The following is a 19,014-nucleotide window of genomic DNA, read 5'->3' on the forward strand; positions in this document are numbered from 1 at the left end:
TGCCGAGAATCAGTACCGCCCGATGGTGAAATCCTTAATCTCGGCGAGAACCTTGCCCGCCTTGTCCACCGCCTTGAGGTCCACCGAATAGCGATTGTTGCGCCCCCCCGAACAGGGCGGCAGATAGCCGGGGCTGGCGAATTTGCCGGTCGATTTGGCCGCCGCCATCACCTGCGCGCCGCCCGGCAGGGTCTTGGTCATGCCGGGCACCGCCGGCAGATCGGTCACGGCACCGCGCACCGGAAAGGCGATGGTCCCATGCCCGCCATTGCGCGACAGCGGCTGGTAACTCTTGTCGTTGAATTGCGCCACGATCCATGTGGCCCCTGCCGGAATGCCCGAGACGCGCATCGGCGGTGTGCCCCCCTTGCCGCCCTGAAGCTGGCAATGCTGTCCTGCGGGGATCTTGCCGCCAGTCCATCCGCCCATCAGCTGCGCGGACATTTCAGCCGAAGCAACTCCTGCGGACAAGAGAAGCCCAAATGCGGCTGTGACACAGATTTTCATGATCAAGACCTTTCCAAAACTCATTCACCGGCGCACGGATCCTGCCGCTTTAGGGAACCAGACTAAGCCCGGCCCGTCCAGTGACAGTTCTATTTTTTGGCCTCAAAGGATCATTGACCCGTCAATAGAGCCGATACCGGCGCAAGCGCCACCCGGCTGGCACGGTCCTGCAAGCCCCACAACAGCAGGGCGCTGATCGTGTCGGGGCGCAAGCGACCCACCATGATGACCCCCACCTCTTCCTGACCGGCGCGGAAGGCCGCCTGATCGAGAAAACGCCGGATCGCCGCGTCATCCTGCCCGGCGCTGTCGAAATCCCGAAACACCGTGGCCGAGGGCACGCCGGCTTTCGCCGCCAGCTTTTGCGCGGTATCAAGCCCATCGGGGAACATCACCAGACCATGCCCGGTTTCCAACAGGATCGCCGCCATCTGTTCGCTGGCGTCACGATTGGCCTGCAGCGCGTCACCGGGCGCTTCCATCACGGCCACCGCTTCGGGCACAGCCTTGAGGAACGTCTCCATCGCCACCTCTGTATCAATGGCACTGGCGCCGTCGGGCAGATCGGTGATGGCCAGAACCTCGAATCCGGCCGCGCGATAGGCGCCTGAGCGCTGCAGCGCGCCGGGCCAGGACGCATCGACCGCCATGCTGATCGGATAGGGGAAATCCAGCACCGCATCCGGGCCGATCGGGCTGCTGCCATCGTCGATCAGGACGATGGACATGAGCGGCTTGTTGTCCGGATTGGCGAACTCCACCGCGAAACGCTCGATCGCGGGACGGGATGTGTCATCGACCGCCTCGGGGGTCTGGGCGCTGTCGGCGCCCTGCCCGGCCTCCGGCGCGGCCTCGGGCGCAGGATCTTCCGGGGTTTCCCGCAGCGAGGGCAGACGATCGGTCGTCACGCCCTGTGCCAGATTGTCGATCGTGCCCGAAGGTTCGCCAGTGCCGATGGTCCGTGGCGCGGGCTGCTCCGTCCGGGCGGTCTCGGGCACAGCAGGTTCGGGCGCGGGTGTTTCCGGTTCGGCGGTCTCGGGCGCAGCAGGCTCGGGCGCGGCTATCTCAGGCTCGGGCGCGGCATCTGCTGGCGCCTCCGCAGGGGCCGTGCCGACGCCAGGGAACGCGCCGCTATTGTCTTCGATCTCGGGCGGTGCGGGTTGGGCAGGCTCGGTCGAGATCGACAGCGCCCCCTCGCTCGGGGGGGCTTCGGGCGCCATGGATTGCGGACTGGGCAGCACCGGGCTTTCGCTTTCCACCGCAACCCCCGAGGCCGCGTCTCCGGTGGCGGGCGGCGCAAGGCTCTTGTCTGCGGTCACGGCGTCCGGCGGAGCGGCCGGGCTTATGTCCGCCCCTTCGAGCGAGGCCAGATCATCCGGTTCGGGCGGCGGGGCCTTGGGGGCGGCATCAGGGGCCGGTGCCTCTTCGACCGTCGGCAATTCGGCCTGACGGTCTTCTCGCGACTGGTTGAATTCGGACCCTGCAGGCATGTCCAGCGCCGCCGCATCGGGCGGTGCGGATGCCGGCGGAAAACTGAGAACCGACACGGTGCCCACAGCCAGCCCCGATAGAACCGTCCCCACAAGAAAGCCCGAAAACGCCCCGCGTGCCACTGAATGCCCCCTGTTACAGGTTTTTCTCACCTATGCGCCCCTTGACGGTGCCGCGCAACCCTGAACATGTATAGCCCGACCGCGACCCGCGCCTCCAGACCCCAATGCCGCGAGGACAGGCAAAATGCTGCTCTTGATAGATAACTACGACAGTTTCACCTACAACCTTGTGCATTACGTCGGCGAACTTGGTGCCGATGTCGTCGTGCGGCGCAATGATGCGCTGGATGTGCAGGAGGCGATGGGCATGAACCCGGCTGGCATCCTGCTCTCGCCCGGCCCGTGCGATCCCGATCAGGCGGGCATCTGCCTTGCGCTGACGCAAGCCGCAGCCGAGACGCGCACGCCGCTTCTGGGGGTGTGCCTTGGCCATCAGACCATCGGACAGGCCTTTGGCGGCAAGGTGGTGCGCCATTCCGAGATCGTGCATGGCAAGATGGGCCAGATGCATCATCACGGTCAGGGCGTGTTTGCCGGCCTGCCCTCGCCCTTCGAGGCGACGCGTTACCATTCGCTGGTGGTCGAGCGGGACAGCTGCCCTGATGTGCTGCAGATCACCGCCGAGCTGGAGGATGGCACGATCATGGGCCTGCAGCACCGCGACTTGCCGATCCACGGCGTGCAGTTCCACCCCGAATCGATTGCCTCGCAGCATGGTCATGCGCTTCTGAAGAATTTCCTTGATCTGATGAAGGTGCCGGCATGAGCGACCGTCTCAAGCCGCTGATCGGCACGGCCGCCGAACGCGCCCTGACCCGCACCGAGGCCGAAGAGGCGTTCACCTGCCTGTTCGAGGGCGAGGCGACACCGGCGCAGATGGGCGGGTTTCTGATGGCGCTGCGCACGCGCGGCGAGACGGTGGACGAATATGCCGCCGCTGCCGCCGTGATGCGCGCCAAATGCAACAAGGTCACGGCCCCGGCAGGCGCGATGGACATCGTCGGCACCGGCGGCGATGGCAAGGGCACGCTCAACATCTCGACCGCGACCGCCTTCGTGGTGGCGGGCGCAGGCGTGCCGGTGGCCAAGCATGGCAACCGCAACCTGAGTTCCAAATCCGGGGCGGCCGATGCGCTGACGCAGATGGGCATCAACGTGATGGTCGGCGTCGAGACGGTGGAACGCGCGCTGCGCGAGGTGGGGATCGCCTTCATGATGGCGCCGATGCATCATCCGGCTATGGCCCATGTCGGCCCCGTGCGGGCCGAATTAGGCACAAGGACCATCTTCAACATCCTGGGGCCGCTGACCAACCCGGCGGGGGTGAAGCGGCAATTGACCGGCGCGTTCTCGCGCGATCTGATCCGACCCATGGCCGAGACGCTCGGACAGCTTGGATCGGAACGCGCCTGGCTCGTGCATGGCAGCGATGGCACCGACGAGATCGCGATCTCGGGCGTGACATGGGTGGCCCAACTGGACGAGACCGGCGCTGTGACAGACACCGAGCTGCATCCCGAGATGTTCGGCCTGCCGGTGCATCCGTTCGAGGACATTCTTGGTGGCACGCCTGAACACAACGCGGCAGCCTTCCGCGCGCTTCTGGACGGCCAGCATGGCGCGTATCGCGATGCGGTGCTGCTCAATGCGGCGGCTGCCCTTGTGGTGGCGGGCCATGCAGGCGATCCTCATGAAGGGGTTGCACAGGCCGCCGAAAGCATCGATTGCGGGGCTGCGCGCGGCAAGATCGAGGCCCTCGCCAAAGTGACATCGGAGGCGACATGACGACCCCAACCATTCTCGAAAAGATCAAGGCCTACAAGCTGGACGAAATCGCCGAGGCCAAGGCCGCGCGACCGCTCGACGAGATCGAGGCCGCCGCGAAAGAGGCCAGCCCCGTCCGCCCCTTCGCAACTGCACTGCTGCAGGCCTCGAAACAGGGCTATGGGCTGATCGCCGAAATCAAGAAGGCCAGCCCGTCCAAGGGGTTGATCCGCCCAGAGTTCGACCCGCCCGAGCTGGCGCGGGCCTATGCGGCCGGTGGCGCGGCCTGCCTGTCGGTGCTGACCGATACGCCCAGCTTTCAGGGCGAGCCCGAGTATCTTCAGCAGGCGCGCGCCGCCTGCGATCTGCCGGTGCTGCGCAAGGATTTCATGTATGACCCCTATCAGGTCGCCGAGGCGCGCGCCTGGGGTGCGGACTGCATCCTGATCATCATGGCGTCGGTCAGTGACGCCCAGGCCGCCGAGCTTGAGGCCGCGGCAAAAGACTGGGGCATGGACGCTCTGATCGAGGTGCATGACCGCGCCGAACTGGACCGCGCGGCACATCTCAAATCCATGATGATCGGCATCAACAACCGCAATCTCAACACCTTCGAGACCACGCTCGACACCACGCGCAGCCTGGCCAAGTTTGTGCCCGAAGGCCGGATGATCGTCTGCGAAAGCGGGCTGTCCACGCCTAAGGATCTGGCCGAAATGGCGAAATACGGCGCGCGCGCCTTCCTGATCGGTGAATCGCTGATGCGCGAGGACGATGTCGAGGCCGCGACCCGCGCGATCCTTGCCAATCCGCTGACGCCGGGGGGGATGTAGCATGACGGGTCTCACGCATTTCGACGGCAAGGGCGATGCGCATATGGTCGATGTCTCGGATAAGGCGGTCACCTCGCGGATTGCCGTGGCCGCGGGTTACGTAAAGATGGCCGCGCAAACCTATGATATCGTTGCAGAAGGCCGTGCAAAGAAGGGCGATGTCCTGTCGGTCGCGCGGCTGGCGGGCATCATGGGCGCCAAGAAAACGCCCGAGTTGATCCCGCTCTGCCACCCGCTGCCGATCACCAAGGTGGCGGTCGAGCTGACGCTCGATCCCGATCTGCCCGGTGTGCGGATCGAGGCCACGGTCAAGACCACGGGTCAGACCGGCGTCGAGATGGAGGCGCTGACCGGCGTCTCGACCGCGGCGCTGACCGTCTATGACATGGTCAAGGCGGTGGACAAGGCGATGGAGATCGGCGGCATCCGGGTTGTTCTGAAGGATGGCGGCAAATCGGGCCGCTTCGAGGCGCGATGATCTCCGTCGACGAGGCGCTGGCGCATCTGTTCTCGCTTGTGGCGCCACTGGACACCGAAGAGGTGCCGCTGCAGCAGGCATCGGGCCGCGTCATGTGTACTGATGCCGTGGCACGCCGCGATCAGCCGCCCTTTGCGGCCTCGGCCATGGATGGCTATGCGGTGGCGTCGGATGCCGTGCGCCCAGGTGCCCGTTTCACCGTGATCGGCGAGGCCGCCGCAGGCCATGGCTTTGGCGGGGAGGTCGGCAAGCATCAGGCGGTGCGCATCTTCACCGGCGCGCCGGTTCCCGCGGGCACCGATCGCGTGGTGATCCAAGAGGATGTCATCCGCGACAGCGACACCATCACATTGGGCGATGCGCTTGACGACAATGCCTATGTGCGCCCCGCAGGCGGCGATTTCCGTGTCGGGGATCGGATGCAGGCCCCTCGTATCCTTGGCCCTGCCGATATCGCCTTGCTGGCGTCGATGAACATTCCCGCCGTGACCGTGCGGCGCAAGCCGCGTGTGGCGCTGATTTCGACCGGGGACGAACTGGTGATGCCGGGTGACAGGCCCGGCCCCGACCAGATCATCGCGTCGAACACGTTCGGGCTCAAGGCGATGCTGGACGGGATCGGCGCCGAGGCGCGCATCCTGCCCATTGCCCGCGACACCCGCGCTTCGCTGAGTGCGGCGTTCGATCTGGCGGTCGGGTCCGATCTGGTCATCACCATCGGCGGCGCGTCGGTGGGCGATCACGATCTGGTGGGCGTTGTCGCCTCCGAGCTGGGGATGGAGCGCGCGTTCTACAAGGTACGGATGCGCCCGGGCAAGCCGCTGATGGCGGGCCGTATGGGAGACGCTGCCATGATCGGCCTGCCCGGTAACCCCGTCTCGGCGATGGTCTGCGGCAAGGTTTTCGTCGCGCCGATGATCCGCGCCATGCTGGGCCTTGGGACCGAGCGCGCGCCGCGCCTCACGGCGCGTCTTGCCCATGACCTGCCCCAGGGCGGTCCGCGCGAACATTACATGCGCGCACGGCTCGACGACGGGGTGATCGCGCCGGACACCCGGCAGGACAGCTCGCTTCTTTCGGTGCTGGCGGGGGCCAATGCGCTGATGATCCGTCCCGTGGACGACGCCCCGCGCAAGGCCGGGGAGCTGATCGACTACCTGCCGCTGTGACAGCAAGAGGGCCGTGCCGCCCTCGCGCAGCCCGATCCGGGCCTGAAGCGTTTCGCGAAAAACCTGGTTCACGGAGTGTCGCGCAACACGGTGCTTCGTTCAATCGTGGGACAGGTTCCGCCTTTGGCTGATGACTCAGGGTAAAGGCGGAACGCTTTATTCCGCGGCGGGACGATCCGCCTCTTCGGCTGTTTCGGCCTCGATCTCGGCGGCGCGCTTTTCGACCTGTTCGACGATATGCTCGATCATCTGGTCATTGGACATCTTGTGGCTCGCCTTGCCCGCAAGATAGACCATACCGCTGCCGGCACCGCCCCCGGTAAAGCCCAAATCGGTCATCAGCGCCTCACCGGGGCCGTTCACGACGCAGCCGATGATCGACAGGCTCATCGGGGTCTTGATATGCTCCAGCCGCGCCTCCAGCGCCTCGACCGTGCGGATCACGTCAAAGCCCTGCCGCGCACAGCTTGGGCAGGAGATGATATTCACGCCCCGATGCCGCAGACCGAGCGATTTGAGGATCTCATAGCCGACCTTGACCTCTTCCACCGGATCGGCGCTGAGGCTCACGCGGATCGTGTCGCCGATGCCCATCCACAAGAGATTGCCAAGCCCGATCGCTGATTTGATCGTGCCGCTGGTCAGCCCGCCCGCCTCGGTTATCCCGAGATGAATGGGCGCGTCGGTGGCGTCGGCGATGCCCTGATAGGCGGCCGCGGCAAGGAACACGTCGCTGGCCTTCACGCTGATCTTGAACTCGTGAAAGTCATTGTCCTGCAGGATGCGGATATGCTCGAGACCAGATTCAACCATCGCCTCGGGGCACGGCTCGCCATATTTTTCCAAAAGATGCTTTTCAAGACTGCCCGCGTTGACGCCGATCCGCATCGAACAGCCGTGATCGCGCGCGGCGGCGATCACCTCGCGCACCCGGTCCTCGGAACCGATATTGCCGGGGTTGATCCGCAGACAGGCCGCCCCCGCCTCGGCGGCCTCGATCCCGCGCTTGTAGTGGAAATGGATGTCGGCCACGATCGGCACCGGGCTTTCGGCGACGATCTGCTTGAGAGCCTTGGCGCTCGCCTCGTCGGGCACCGAGATGCGCACGATATCGGCCCCTGCATCGGCGGCGGCCTGCACCTGCGCCACGGTTGCGGCGACATCGGTGGTGGCCGTGTTGGTCATGGTCTGCACGCTGATCGGCGCATCGCCCCCCACCGGCACGCTGCCGACCATGATCTGGCGGCTTTTGCGGCGGTAGATATTGCGCCAAGGGCGGATATGGTTCAGCGACATCGCATGTTCCCCGGGGTGTTCGCATCGGAGCGGGTGGATTGGTGACAGGCGCAGGATAAGCGCCAAAGCGCCCCGCTGCAATCACTGGCTGCGATCACTGCTGCGGGGCCGCCGCCGGCTGCAGTTCGGCCACGTAGCGCAGAAGATCCTCGTCCTGGGTGAGGTCCGCCACCGCATAGGCCCCCGTCAGCGCCTCGGCATCGAGCGCAAGCCCCGAGGTGACCGATCCGCTGGCCCCCGCCGGGCCGTAATGCTGGCCGTTCACCGTGAAATAGACCGCGCCGGATTCGCCCACGCGGATCGTCGGCGGCTCTTCGGTGGTGGGCACGTCATAGGTGTCGCCGGCGTTCATCACGCCTTCGAAGATCACGCTGCCATCGCCCGCGCGCACCCGCACCCATGCCGGGCGCACCGCCACGACGCGCACGCCGGGCAGAGGATCTTCCACCACTTGTGGCGTGCCGGGAACCGCGCTTGGCTGATTGCCCGCGACAGCAAAGCTGCTCGAACGGTCGGTTTGAGGCAATTCGGGGCGCAGCGTGCCCACTTGCGCCGGATCGAGCGTCGAGATCGGGGCGTCGCGCGCGACCATGACGGGCACATCCAGCGCTTCGGGGCGATAGAGCCGGTCGATGCTGTCGCTCTCGGGCGGCAGGAAGCCTCCGGCAGTCCGGACCGGATCGCTGTCGCCATCGGGGGCCGGGGTGATCGCGCCCTCGAGCGGGTCAAGATCGGCCAGCACGTCGGGCGTGTTCTCGACCGGAGCGAATTGCACGCGCTGCACCTCGTTCAGAACGGCCCAACCGCCATATCCGATCGCACTGATGAGCGCGACCAGCACCATGACCGACCCGATCGCACCGGGTTCCACGCGCGCCAGAATCCCCTCGGAGGCGGGCGCGAAGGGCGTGCCCGGTGACATCAGGGGGTCTGACTTGCGATTTGGTGCGGCGGTCTTGAAGCTCGATTTCTGCTTGCGGATCGACGAGGCCTCGGCGGACATGCCATGCGCGATGGAGAATTTGCTTTCCTTGCAGAAGGCGTCAAAGGCGCGGTCCGGGTCCATGCCGAGATAGCGCGCATAAGAGCGCACATAGCCAGGAATGAAGCCGGGTGTGTCGAAGGCATCGGGATCGGCATTCTCGATCGCGGCCACATACGCGGCCTTGATCCGCAATTCGCGTTCCACATCGAGCAGTGATTTTCCAAGGGTCGCGCGCTCGCCGCGCATCAGGTCGCCGAGTCGGATATCGAAATCGTCGAACCCTCGGGGCTCAGCCTCTTCCTGTGCGGTCCTGCGTGAAAACCGGCGACCTATCATGTGCCCTGCCCCTCGTACCGTATGGGTTGCAGCCGAATGTCCCGATTCGGATGCCCCGCTTTTCTTCAATCGTTACTAGCACATTACAAGGGGTATTGCACCTGCGCAGGCTTTAGCCCGCCATTTCGGCACGATTCAGCGCGCAATGGCTCCAGAGGGCGTCCATGGCGTTGACCAGCGCATCCATTTCGCGCGGGCCGTGGACCGGCGAGGGGGTGAAGCGCAGGCGCTCGGTGCCCCGCGGCACGGTCGGGAAGTTGATCGGCTGGACATAGATGCCATAGCCCTCGAGCAGCATGTCGCTCAGCTTCTTGGTATGCACCGGATCGCCCACGATCACCGGCACGATATGGCTGCCGTGATCGATCAGCGGCAGGCCCATGCCCTTGAGACGGGTCTTGAGGATCTTCGCCTGCGTCTGGTGCGCCTCGCGCAGCGACCCGTCGCGCTTGAGATGCGCAACACTGGCCGCAGCCCCCGCGGCCACCGCGGGCGGCAGCGAGGTGGTGAAGATGAAGCCCGGCGCGTAACTGCGCACGGCGTCACACATTTTCGCGCTCGCCGCGATATAGCCGCCCATCACGCCATAGGCCTTGGCCAGCGTGCCGTTGATGATGTCGATGCGGTGCATCAGGCGGTCACGCTCGGCCACGCCGGCGCCGCGCGGGCCATACATGCCCACCGCGTGCACCTCGTCGATATAGGTCAGCGCGCCAAACTCGTCGGCCAGATCGCAGATCGCCTCGATCGGTCCGAAATCGCCATCCATCGAGTAGACCGATTCGAAGGCGATGAGCTTGGGCGCGGCGGGATCGTCGGCCGCCAGCAGCTCGCGCAGATGCGCCATGTCGTTGTGGCGGAAAATGCGCTTGGCCCCGCCATTGCGGCGCACCCCCTCGATCATCGAGGCATGGTTGAGCGCGTCCGAATAGATGATCAGGCCGGGGAACAATTTGGGCAGCGTGCTCAATGTCGCGTCATTCGCGATATAGGCCGAGGTGAACAGCAGCGCCGCTTCCTTGCCGTGCAGGTCGGCCAGCTCTGCCTCGAGCCGCTTGTGATAGACCGTGGTGCCGGAAATGTTGCGCGTGCCGCCCGAGCCCGCGCCAGTGGCATCCAGCGCCTCGTGCATCGCCGACAGGACCTCGGGGTGCTGGCCCATGCCCAGATAGTCGTTGCCGCACCAGACGGTGATCGGCTGTTCGGTGCCGTCGGGACGGCGCCATGTGGCATGCGGAAACTGGCCATTGCGGCGTTCGATGTCGATGAAGGTCCGATAGCGGCCTTCCTGATGCAGACGATCGATCGCGTCGTCCAGCTTCGCCGTGTAATCCACTGGCGTCCCCTCCTTCGTAGCTCCCGCCTGACCATTCGGCCCCTGCGGATGGCGCACATAGTGCGACATATTCATTAACGGTGATGCATATAGAACCAGCACCTTGCACGCAACAGGTTACAAATTGCCGCGCGCCGGTCCTTGACCTGGATCAATCGCGCTGGACAGCAGACTCGGTCCTGTTACCCTTGTTAGCACATAGCAGTTACACAAGGATTGACCATGTCACTGGACGCCGTTCTGGCCCGCATTGACGACCAGTTGCCCGCCGCCACCGACCGGCTGCTCGAGCTGTTGCGCATCCCCTCGATCTCGACCGATCCGGCCTACACGCAGCCCTGCTCCGAGGCCGCCGATTGGCTGGTGGAGGACCTCAAATCCCTTGGAATAAAGGCCGAAAAGCGCATCACCCCCGGTCACCCGATGGTCGTGGGGCATGTCGCGGGCGACGGCCCGCACCTGCTGTTTTATGGTCATTACGACGTGCAGCCCGTCGATCCGCTGGAGCTGTGGGACAGCGACCCCTTCGCGCCCTGCGTCGAAGAGACGCCCAAGGGCCGCGTGATCCGGGGCCGGGGCAGTTCGGACGACAAGGGCCAGCTGATGACCTTCGTCGAGGCCTGCCGCGCCTGGCGCGAGGTCAACGGCGCCCTGCCCTGCGCGATCACCTTCTTCTTCGAGGGCGAGGAAGAATCAGGGTCGCCCTCGCTCGTGCCCTTCATGCATGAAAACGCCGACGAGCTGCGCGCCGATATCGCGCTGATCTGCGACACCGCCCTCTTCCAGTCGCGCACGCCCGCCATCGTCACCATGCTGCGCGGCATGGTCGGCGAGCAGATCACCGTGCAAGGCCCCGACATGGACCTGCATTCGGGCTTTTTCGGCGGTCTGGCGATGAACCCGATCCGCGCCCTGTCGAAGATCCTCGCCGATATCCATGATGACGAGGGCCGCGTCACGATCCCCGGCTTTTACGACGGCATTCCTGACCTTTCGCCCGAGATCCGCGCCCAATGGGAGGCTTTGGGATTCGACTGGCAGGGGTTTCTGGGATCGGTCGGCCTGTCGCAGCCTGCGGGCGAAGCGGATCGCACCCCGCTCGAGATGATCTGGTCGCGCCCCACCGCCGAGGTCAACGGCATCTGGGGCGGCTATACCGGCGACGGCTTCAAGACGGTGCTGCCCGCCAAGGCCCATGCCAAGATCAGCTTCCGGCTGGTCGAGGGGCAGGACCCCGACCGCATCCGCGACGCATTCCGCGCCTTCGTGCGCGCCCGCCTGCCCCAGGATTGCACGGTCGCGTTCAAACCCCATGGCGGATCGGCGGCCTCGGTCATGGAAACCTCCGATCCCGCCTTCGAGGCCGCGCGCCAGGCTCTGTCCGAAGAATGGCCCGAGCCTGCGGCCTATGTGGGGTGCGGCGGGTCGATCCCGATCGCGGGGCATTTCGGCTCGATCCTGGGCATGAACGCTATGCTGATCGGCTTTGGCAAGGATGACGACGCAATCCACTCGCCGAACGAGAAATACGATCTGGAAAGCTTCCACAAGGGCATCCGAAGCTGGGCGCGCATTCTTGACGCCCTGTCGCGCAAAGGCGCTGCATGAGCCTGATCCCCGGCTTCACCGATCACACCGCACGGGTGAACGGTGTGACCATCGCCTATAGCAGCGGCGGGGATGGCCCGCCGCTGGCGCTTTTGCATGGCTTTCCGCAGACCCGTGCGATGTGGGCGCATATCGCGCCGGGGCTGGCCCGAACGCATCGGGTGATCTGCCCCGATCTGCGCGGCTATGGCGCCTCGTCCAAGCCGGACGACGTGGGCGAGTACAGCTTTCGACAGATGGCGCGGGATATCTGCGCGCTGATGGATCAGCTGGGCCATGCGCGCTTCGCGCTCGCGGGGCATGATCGCGGCGGGCGCGTGGCCCACAGGCTGGCGCTCGATGCGCCGCACCGGCTGACGCGGCTATGCGTGATGGATATCGTGCCAACCCACACGCTGCTGGCCGATCTCAAAGTCGCGGTGGCGCGGGCCTATTACCACTGGTTTTTCCTCGCACAGCCCGCCCCCTTTCCCGAAACCATGATCGGGCACGACCCCGACGCCTATTTCCAGTCGTGCCTTTTGGGATGGGGTGGCGCGCGGCTGACGGATTTCGACCCGGGCCAGCTTGCGGCTTACCGCGCGGCATGGCGCGACGCCGACACGATCCGCGGCATGTGCAACGATTATCGCGCAGCACTCGATCATGATGTCACCGATGATGCCTGTGATCTCAACCAGCGGATCGCCTGTCCGTTTCTCGTGCTCTACGGGGCGGATGGGGCGATGGCGCGCCAATATGACGTGGCCGCGACATGGGAGGCCAAGGCGCTCGAGACGCAGGCCCAAACCATCCCGGGCGGGCATTTCTTCCCTGACACCGCCCCCAAGGCGACGCTTGCCGCGCTCAGCGCGTTTTTCGACTGAGCACCCGCAGCCCCTTGGCGGCCAACAGCAGCCAGGGCAGCCCGTGCAACGCCAGATCGAACCAGTCGATGGGCCGCACCAGATCGCCCGCCGCCAGCATCTTGAGCTTTTCCCAAAGATGCGGCTCAGGGCTGAACGGCGCCAGCCCAAGCGTGGCGCAGAGCACCAGCACGACCCAAAACGGCAGCTGATCCAGTATCCGCAACATGGCATCGCTCCGGCATGAGGTAAGGGGAAGAAGTGGCGCGGTTGACGGGGCTCGAACCCGCGACCCCCGGCGTGACAGGCCGGTACTCTAACCAACTGAGCTACAACCGCGCAATCACGTCTTGGTCGATCATCTGGGCAGCGGTGGCGCGGTTGACGGGGCTCGAACCCGCGACCCCCGGCGTGACAGGCCGGTACTCTAACCAACTGAGCTACAACCGCTCGCTGCCCGCCCGATCGTTCAGGCGTGATGCGCTTCTTAGGGGCAGCGCCGCGTGGCGTCAAGCGCCCGTTTCGGAAAATTCGCGATCCACCCCGCCTGCCCTTATGGCCTTGCGCAACACCGCCCAAATCCCGGGGGTGCGGCGCTGCGGCGCAGGCAGTAGCGCCGCTCTTGCTTGGTGCCTGCGCGAGCCTATTTCGGCATGGTCCAACAACAAAGGAGATGCGCGATGTTCAAGGGACTGTTCAGCGCCATGCTGATCATCACCGGTTTCCTGGTGGTTCTGCCGGCCCTCATGATCCTGGCCGTGGAAGGCCCCGACTGGTTCGAACGCTGGCAGCAGATGTCACCGATTCTCTGACCATGACACCCACGGCGCGGCATCACCCGGATCGCCGCGCCGCCCCATGCACAGACCCGCCACATGGCGCGCGCGGCACCTGAGCAGGCAGAACCGGTGATTGGGAATCATGGTGGGTCGTGAGGGACTCGAACCCCCGACATCTTCGGTGTAAACGAAGCGCTCTACCAACTGAGCTAACGACCCGCGCCGAAGCCTCTTAGCCAAGTGCGCCCCCCCGCGCAAGAGGCAGAGCCCCGCAATCGGACGCTCCACCGGGAGGCACGCGCCGTCTTTCCCGCGCGCGCATGTGCGCGCCGCACGGAAGGCGCGACGGTCAGTCTCCGTTCACGCGGTGCCGCTCTCGCCAGGGCCAGACATCGCGCCGAATGATAGCCTAGTCTTCGCCGACAGCCTCACGCGTCCAAAGGGTCCGCCGACTGCCCTTGGACCCGCCTTCTATCCATTTCGCAGCCACCGAAACGACGACAACAGCCTAACGTTACGTCACCATGACACGACATTACGCAGTGCTGCGCATATCACTTTCCGTCACGATCCCGACGGCCCCCGCAACACCAAAGGTGTTTAGAACGCTGTTTGAGCCTCAGGCCCGCGTCGCGACGCCCTGTATGGGGCATGGCGCGCTATGACCGAAAAGATGCTGCTGCTGTTGCTTGTGGCCACGCTCGCAACCGGCCTCTACCTCGTCTCCTCGCCCTACGAGAATTGCAAACGCACCTTTGCCCAGGAAACGCGGGACACCCATGGTATTTTTATTCTGCATTACAAGCGGCTCTGCAAGGAACATATGCGGTGGTAGTGCGGCATTGCGGACAGGCAGCGCCTCGCCTCAGCGCGGCCGAAACCCACCGACCCAACGGCGCGGATCCTCGGGATTCTGCATCCTGAGGAAAATATACGCAGAGGCGCGCCAATCGATGACATCATCGGTCAGGTTATCCAGCAGGACATCCCCCTTGGGCGATCTGTAAATCAGAACCGCATGCGGTATGCGGCGCCGGTCAAGCACCGTCGCAAGCAACAGGGTCTTGGGGTCAAGCCCATGCCGGATCAGCTCTTTTTTCTTCAAGAGCGCGTAATCCTCGCAATCCCCGCCCGCTGTCGTCGGCAATGACCAATGATCCGTCCGCCCGTATTGCTGGCGGTCGGATACGGCCCGCACGGCGCGGTTCACCTCGCGGTTGACCATCGCGATCAGCGCCAGTTGCTCGGCCTCGGACGGACCCGCGCCAGCCCTTCGGTCCGTGCAGGCCCAGTCATAGCGCGCGCAAAGCTCTCGTGCCGCATTGGGCGGGTCCATCTGCAATGTGGCTTCAAGATAGGCGTTTGCCGTGGCCCCGGCAGACGCCGTGACAGGTATCGCCGCCAGCAACAGGGCGCATATGCCCGACAGGCGTTTTGACAGACGGAATGGCATCGCAAGACCCATGGAAAGACCCCCATTCGCCCGGCGAAATCCATGGTCCCCGTCGCAATGTCATGCCACGACAGGGGCCATTCCGGGCGCGCCCTCTGCCGTGATTGGCCGGGGGCGCAAGTGCCGAGCAAGGCCGATCCATAACCGGCCCCTCGACTGGAGGTGTCCCTAGCACGGCCCGCGCCGCGCCTCGTGTGCGCCAAAGACATGCAGCTTGAAATATCGCTTCGCCGCTCGCGATCTGGAGACATTTGACGAGGACGCGTGCGGTTTTCACCCTTTGATAGAGCGAAAGCGCCGAAAGTGACCTCTTGCGCCGATCAAAAGAGGAAACAGATCACGCAGCCCAAGCCGTCAGCGAGGCCGCACCTATGAAAGCGCGCAGGCCGCTTTCGAGTCAGAGCATCGCCGGTGTGGCAGGCCATCGGCCTGCCGTCATAGGGGAAATGGTGGGTGATAAGAGATTCGAACTCCTGACATCTTCGATGTGAACGAAGCGCTCTACCACTGAGCTAATCACCCGTTGGCGCGGTGTTTAGCGTCAGTCGTCGTCCTCTGCAACACTCTCTTTCGCTTTATCCTGTCGCGATGCATCGGATTTTCCCTGACGCAGCTTGAGCACGATAATGCGCGCGTTCGGGGTTTCGCGCAGACGCTGATGCTTGATCTTGCCCAGAGGCGGCAGGTTGAGATCGCGCCCCTCGCCGATCAACTCGGCCAGCACGTCGATCACCGCGTCGACAGCCGGTTTGGCGTCCTTTTTCTTCAGCCCCGACCGCTCGACCACAAGGTCGATCAGATCCTTTTTCTTGACCTCGTCCCCGGCGACTTTCGGCTTGGTTTCCGACACGACGCTCAGGCTGGGCTTGGCGGATGCGGGCTCGGCCGTTTGCGTGGCCGGTGCTGCGGCAGGCGCGGGACGCGCTGCCTCTGCGGGCTTCTTGGGCTCGGCTGCCTTTGCGACGGGCTTGCCAGTTGCCGCGCTGCCGCCACCTGTGCCGCCACTGCCTGTTTTAGCGGATGTTTTCTGCTGCGTCGCCATATCGGGCCTCAATTGTTACTCATTCGTTGCGACATTACCCTGATTGTTTACCTTAAGCTAGCTGTCTGTTGACGCAGCATTCACGCTCACCGTAGTATTTACCACAACATATAGACTGGGGGCTTGTTATGAAAACCACACTTACCAGCATCATCTTTGCTGTCGCCATCAGCGGCGCGGCTCTGGCGGGCGGGCTTTCTGACCCGGTCGTGGCACCCGAAGTCGTCGCCGCCGAAGCCGCGGCCGATTCCGACAAGGTGGGCGGGCTGATTGCCGCCCTCGCCGTCATCCTCATCATCGCCGGCAAGGGCGGAATTTAAAGCATTCTGCGAAAAACCCGGCTCACGGATTTTCGCGACATGCCCTGCCCCATTCCATCATTGCACGCGTTTCGCCTTTGGCTGATGCGTGATGGTAAAGACGGAACGCCCTAACCGCAGACAGCGCCGCGCGCTGTCCCTGCCCTGCCCGCACGCACCTCGCCACTGTGCAATCGCACAAGCAAAAGGCCCTGTCGGATCGTCCGACAGGGGCTTCGCCAAAATAAACGCAGACGAACTGGCTTAATGGGCCGTTGCACTCTTGGCCGTGCCTTCGCTCTTCAGCGCGGCTTCGGCTGCGGCGGCCTCTTCGGCCTCTTCGTCCCATTCCACCGGCTCGGGCTGACGCACCAGCGCCAGTTTCAGCACATCGCGCACGTGATCGACGGGGATGATATCCAGCCCCTCTTTCACATTGTCGGGGATCTCGGTCAGGTCCTTCTCGTTCTCACGTGGAATGAGCACCGTCTTGATCCCGCCACGCAGGGCCGCCAGAAGCTTTTCCTTCAGCCCGCCAATGGCCAGCGCATTGCCGCGCAACGTAACCTCGCCGGTCATGGCGATGTCCTTGCGCACCGGAATACCCGTCAGCACCGACACGATCGACGTCACCATCGCCAGACCCGCCGAGGGGCCATCCTTCGGCGTGGCCCCTTCGGGGACGTGCACGTGGATATCCCATTTCTCGAAGCGCGGCGGCTTCACACCGATTTCGGGCGCGATCGACCTGACATAGGAATTGGCCGCATCGATCGATTCCTTCATCACATCGCCAAGCGTGCCGGTGGTCTTCATCCGGCCCTTGCCCGGCAGGCGCACCGCTTCGATGTTCAAAAGCTCGCCACCGACCGACGTATAGGCCAGCCCGGTCACGACACCGACCTGATCCTTCTCTTCGGCCAGACCGTACTTGAACTTCCGCACGCCAAGGAAGTCGTCGATATTCTCCGACGTGACCTTCACCGACTTGGTTTCACCCTTGATGATCTGCGTCACCGCCTTGCGCGCCACCTTGGCGATTTCGCGCTCGAGGTTCCGCACACCGGCCTCGCGGGTGTAGTGCCGGATGATATCGGTCAGCGCATCATCCGCCAGCTCGAACTCGCCCTTGCGCAGACCGTGGTTCTTGATCTGCTTGGCGATGAGATGCTGCTTGGCGATCTCGCGCTTTTCGTCCTCGGTGTAGCCGGCGAGCGGGATGATCTCCATCCGGTCCAGAAGCGGCCCCGGCATGTTGTAGCTGTTGGCCGTGGTCAGGAACATCACGTTCGACAGATCGTATTCCACCTCAAGATAGTGGTCCACGAAGCTGCCGTTCTGTTCAGGGTCCAGAACCTCGAGCATCGCACTGGCGGGATCGCCACGGAAATCCTGACCCATCTTGTCGATCTCATCGAGCAGGATCAGCGGATTGGTCGTCTTGGCCTTTTTCAGCGCCTGAATGATCTTGCCGGGCATCGAGCCGATATAGGTCCGGCGATGGCCACGAATCTCGGATTCGTCGCGCACCCCGCCAAGCGAGATGCGGATAAACTCGCGCCCCGTGGCCTTGGCGACCGATTCCCCAAGCGATGTCTTGCCCACACCCGGCGGGCCGACAAGGCACAGGATCGGGCCTTTCAGCTTTTTCGAGCGTTGCTGCACCGCCAGATACTCGACGATCCGCTCCTTGACCTTCTCAAGCCCGTAATGGTCGGTGTCGAGGATCTTCTCGGCGCGGCCCAGATCCTTCTTCACGCGGGATTTCACACCCCACGGGATCGACAGCATCCAGTCCAGGTAGTTGCGCACCACCGTCGCCTCGGCGCTCATCGGGCTCATGTTCTTGAGCTTTTTCAGCTCGCCCTCGGCCTTGTCGCGCGCCTCCTTGCTCAGCTTGGTCTTGGAGATGCGCTCTTCGAGCTCGGCAATCTCGCCTTCGCCCTCTTCGCCATCGCCCAATTCCTTCTGAATGGCCTTCATCTGCTCATTCAGGTAATATTCGCGCTGCGTGCGCTCCATCTGGGATTTCACGCGCGTCTTGATCTTCTTCTCGACCTGCAGAACGCTCATTTCGCCCTGCATCAGCCCGTAAACCTTTTCCAGACGCTCGCTGATCGACAGCGTCTCCAGAAGCTCCTGCTTTTGGGCTACGTCGATTCCCAAATGCCCGGCGACCAGATCGGCCAGCTTCGCGGGTTCCGCGGTTTCGCTGACAGCGGCCAACGCCTCCTCGGGGATGTTCTTCTTGACCTTGGCATAGCGCTCGAATTCGTCGCTGACCGTGCGCAACAGCGCCTCGATCGTGGCCGGATCGCCCGGCATCTCGCTCAGGTATTCGGCGCGCGCCTCGAAGAAATTCTCGTTCTCAAGATAATCGGTGATCTGCACCCGTGCCACACCTTCGACCAGCACCTTGACGGTGCCATCGGGCAATTTCAGTAGTTGCAGCACATTGGCCAGAACGCCCGAGCGATAAATGCCGTCTTCGGTCGGGTCGTCGATACTGGCGTCGATCTGGCTCGACAGCAGGATCTGCTTGTCGTCCTGCATCACCTCTTCCAGCGCGCGGACCGATTTTTCACGGCCAACGAACAGCGGCACGATCATGTGGGGGAAGACCACGATATCGCGCAGCGGCAGCACCGGATAGGATGAATTGAGAGGCTCTTGCATGCTCGTTTCCTTACTCTTGGCAGACGGTTCAGGCCCCTGCATCAGGCAGCCACAC

At 64.2% G+C, this 19,014-nt stretch carries 19 protein-coding genes and 4 tRNA genes; 10 read left to right on the forward strand and 13 right to left on the reverse strand.

Going from position 1 to position 19,014, the window contains the following annotated elements:
• Window positions 1-9: 9 nt before the first annotated feature.
• Window positions 10-444, reverse strand: coding sequence for a hypothetical protein (locus RAZWK3B_RS06465; RefSeq protein ID WP_007813399.1), 435 nt, complete (start codon window positions 442-444; stop codon window positions 10-12).
• Window positions 445-617: 173 nt separating this feature from the next.
• Window positions 618-2,120, reverse strand: a complete 1,503-nt coding sequence (locus RAZWK3B_RS06470; protein WP_007813400.1) for a divergent polysaccharide deacteylase family protein — start codon at window positions 2,118-2,120, stop codon at window positions 618-620.
• Window positions 2,121-2,244: 124 nt separating this feature from the next.
• Between RAZWK3B_RS06470 and RAZWK3B_RS06475 the strand changes: the two genes are divergently transcribed.
• The 5 genes from RAZWK3B_RS06475 to RAZWK3B_RS06495 are packed head-to-tail and all read left to right on the forward strand — an operon-like array spanning window position 2,245 to window position 6,304.
• Entirely contained in the window at window positions 2,245-2,826 is a 582-nt protein-coding gene (locus RAZWK3B_RS06475) for an anthranilate synthase component II (protein ID WP_007813401.1), read from the forward strand.
• Window positions 2,823-3,845 (forward strand): anthranilate phosphoribosyltransferase, encoded by a 1,023-nt coding sequence (gene trpD, locus RAZWK3B_RS06480; RefSeq protein ID WP_007813402.1) that lies wholly within the window; start codon window positions 2,823-2,825, stop codon window positions 3,843-3,845. The genes RAZWK3B_RS06475 and trpD overlap by 4 nt, the downstream gene beginning before the upstream one ends.
• Entirely contained in the window at window positions 3,842-4,657 is an 816-nt protein-coding gene (gene trpC, locus RAZWK3B_RS06485; protein ID WP_007813403.1) for an indole-3-glycerol phosphate synthase TrpC, read from the forward strand. Before trpD ends, trpC begins: the two co-directional genes overlap by 4 nt.
• Before the next feature lies 1 nt (window position 4,658).
• Complete coding sequence (gene moaC, locus RAZWK3B_RS06490) at window positions 4,659-5,135, forward strand: cyclic pyranopterin monophosphate synthase MoaC (protein ID WP_007813405.1); 477 nt, start codon at window positions 4,659-4,661, stop codon at window positions 5,133-5,135.
• Entirely contained in the window at window positions 5,132-6,304 is a 1,173-nt protein-coding gene (locus RAZWK3B_RS06495) for a molybdopterin molybdotransferase MoeA (RefSeq protein ID WP_007813407.1), read from the forward strand. Before moaC ends, RAZWK3B_RS06495 begins: the two co-directional genes overlap by 4 nt.
• A gap of 156 nt (window positions 6,305-6,460) precedes the next feature.
• Here RAZWK3B_RS06495 and ispG read toward each other — a convergent pair whose 3' ends face one another.
• From ispG to hemA, 3 genes are all read right to left on the reverse strand, one after another.
• Window positions 6,461-7,600, reverse strand: a complete 1,140-nt coding sequence (ispG, locus tag RAZWK3B_RS06500) for a flavodoxin-dependent (E)-4-hydroxy-3-methylbut-2-enyl-diphosphate synthase (protein ID WP_007813408.1) — start codon at window positions 7,598-7,600, stop codon at window positions 6,461-6,463.
• A 94-nt stretch (window positions 7,601-7,694) separates the two neighbouring features.
• Window positions 7,695-8,921, reverse strand: coding sequence for a helix-turn-helix domain-containing protein (locus tag RAZWK3B_RS06505; RefSeq protein WP_007813409.1), 1,227 nt, complete (start codon window positions 8,919-8,921; stop codon window positions 7,695-7,697).
• 112 nt (window positions 8,922-9,033) lie between these two features.
• Window positions 9,034-10,257, reverse strand: coding sequence for a 5-aminolevulinate synthase (hemA, locus tag RAZWK3B_RS06510; protein ID WP_007813411.1), 1,224 nt, complete (start codon window positions 10,255-10,257; stop codon window positions 9,034-9,036).
• A 222-nt stretch (window positions 10,258-10,479) separates the two neighbouring features.
• Here hemA and RAZWK3B_RS06515 point away from each other — a divergent pair, with 222 nt between their 5' ends.
• Both RAZWK3B_RS06515 and RAZWK3B_RS06520 read left to right on the forward strand, forming a co-directional pair.
• Window positions 10,480-11,865, forward strand: coding sequence for a M20/M25/M40 family metallo-hydrolase (locus RAZWK3B_RS06515; protein ID WP_007813412.1), 1,386 nt, complete (start codon window positions 10,480-10,482; stop codon window positions 11,863-11,865).
• Window positions 11,862-12,731, forward strand: coding sequence for an alpha/beta fold hydrolase (locus RAZWK3B_RS06520; protein ID WP_007813414.1), 870 nt, complete (start codon window positions 11,862-11,864; stop codon window positions 12,729-12,731). The genes RAZWK3B_RS06515 and RAZWK3B_RS06520 overlap by 4 nt, the downstream gene beginning before the upstream one ends.
• On the opposite strand, the gene RAZWK3B_RS06525 is transcribed toward RAZWK3B_RS06520, so the two are convergent.
• The 3 genes from RAZWK3B_RS06525 to RAZWK3B_RS06535 all read right to left on the reverse strand — a co-directional run bounded on the left by RAZWK3B_RS06525 (window position 12,712) and on the right by RAZWK3B_RS06535 (window position 13,160).
• Window positions 12,712-12,939, reverse strand: a complete 228-nt coding sequence (locus RAZWK3B_RS06525) for a hypothetical protein (RefSeq protein ID WP_007813416.1) — start codon at window positions 12,937-12,939, stop codon at window positions 12,712-12,714. The genes RAZWK3B_RS06520 and RAZWK3B_RS06525 overlap by 20 nt on opposite strands.
• A 33-nt stretch (window positions 12,940-12,972) precedes the next feature.
• Window positions 12,973-13,049 (reverse strand) — tRNA-Asp (locus RAZWK3B_RS06530).
• Between the two features lie 34 nt (window positions 13,050-13,083).
• A tRNA-Asp gene (locus tag RAZWK3B_RS06535) sits at window positions 13,084-13,160 on the reverse strand.
• A gap of 230 nt (window positions 13,161-13,390) precedes the next feature.
• On the opposite strand from RAZWK3B_RS06535, the gene RAZWK3B_RS21790 reads away from it, so the two are divergent.
• On the forward strand, window positions 13,391-13,522 hold the full coding sequence (locus RAZWK3B_RS21790) for a hypothetical protein (RefSeq protein ID WP_007813417.1): 132 nt from the start codon (window positions 13,391-13,393) through the stop codon (window positions 13,520-13,522).
• A 110-nt stretch (window positions 13,523-13,632) separates the two neighbouring features.
• On the opposite strand, the gene RAZWK3B_RS06540 is transcribed toward RAZWK3B_RS21790, so the two are convergent.
• A tRNA-Val gene (locus tag RAZWK3B_RS06540) sits at window positions 13,633-13,708 on the reverse strand.
• 442 nt (window positions 13,709-14,150) lie between these two features.
• On the opposite strand from RAZWK3B_RS06540, the gene RAZWK3B_RS21110 reads away from it, so the two are divergent.
• A complete protein-coding gene (locus tag RAZWK3B_RS21110; protein WP_007813419.1) occupies window positions 14,151-14,324 on the forward strand; it encodes a hypothetical protein in 174 nt (57 codons plus the stop codon).
• A 30-nt stretch (window positions 14,325-14,354) separates the two neighbouring features.
• Here RAZWK3B_RS21110 and RAZWK3B_RS06545 read toward each other — a convergent pair whose 3' ends face one another.
• The 3 genes from RAZWK3B_RS06545 to RAZWK3B_RS20145 form a co-directional block, all read right to left on the reverse strand.
• The gene (locus RAZWK3B_RS06545) at window positions 14,355-14,942 is read right to left on the reverse strand and encodes a transglutaminase-like cysteine peptidase (RefSeq protein ID WP_157132184.1); all 588 of its coding nucleotides are present in this window, start codon (window positions 14,940-14,942) and stop codon (window positions 14,355-14,357) included.
• A 447-nt stretch (window positions 14,943-15,389) separates the two neighbouring features.
• Window positions 15,390-15,464 (reverse strand) — tRNA-Val (locus tag RAZWK3B_RS06550).
• Window positions 15,465-15,483: 19 nt separating this feature from the next.
• Entirely contained in the window at window positions 15,484-15,984 is a 501-nt protein-coding gene (locus tag RAZWK3B_RS20145; RefSeq protein WP_007813421.1) for an HU family DNA-binding protein, read from the reverse strand.
• A gap of 128 nt (window positions 15,985-16,112) precedes the next feature.
• Here RAZWK3B_RS20145 and RAZWK3B_RS06560 point away from each other — a divergent pair, with 128 nt between their 5' ends.
• Window positions 16,113-16,304, forward strand: a complete 192-nt coding sequence (locus RAZWK3B_RS06560) for a hypothetical protein (RefSeq protein WP_007813422.1) — start codon at window positions 16,113-16,115, stop codon at window positions 16,302-16,304.
• 243 nt (window positions 16,305-16,547) lie between these two features.
• Here the strand turns inward: RAZWK3B_RS06560 and lon are convergent, their stop codons facing one another.
• Window positions 16,548-18,959 (reverse strand): endopeptidase La, encoded by a 2,412-nt coding sequence (gene lon / locus RAZWK3B_RS06565; protein WP_007813423.1) that lies wholly within the window; start codon window positions 18,957-18,959, stop codon window positions 16,548-16,550.
• Between the last annotated feature and the right edge of the window lie 55 nt (window positions 18,960-19,014).

This window comes from Roseobacter sp. AzwK-3b, from assembly GCF_000170875.1.
GTDB lineage: Bacteria > Pseudomonadota > Alphaproteobacteria > Rhodobacterales > Rhodobacteraceae > Roseovarius > Roseovarius litoreus.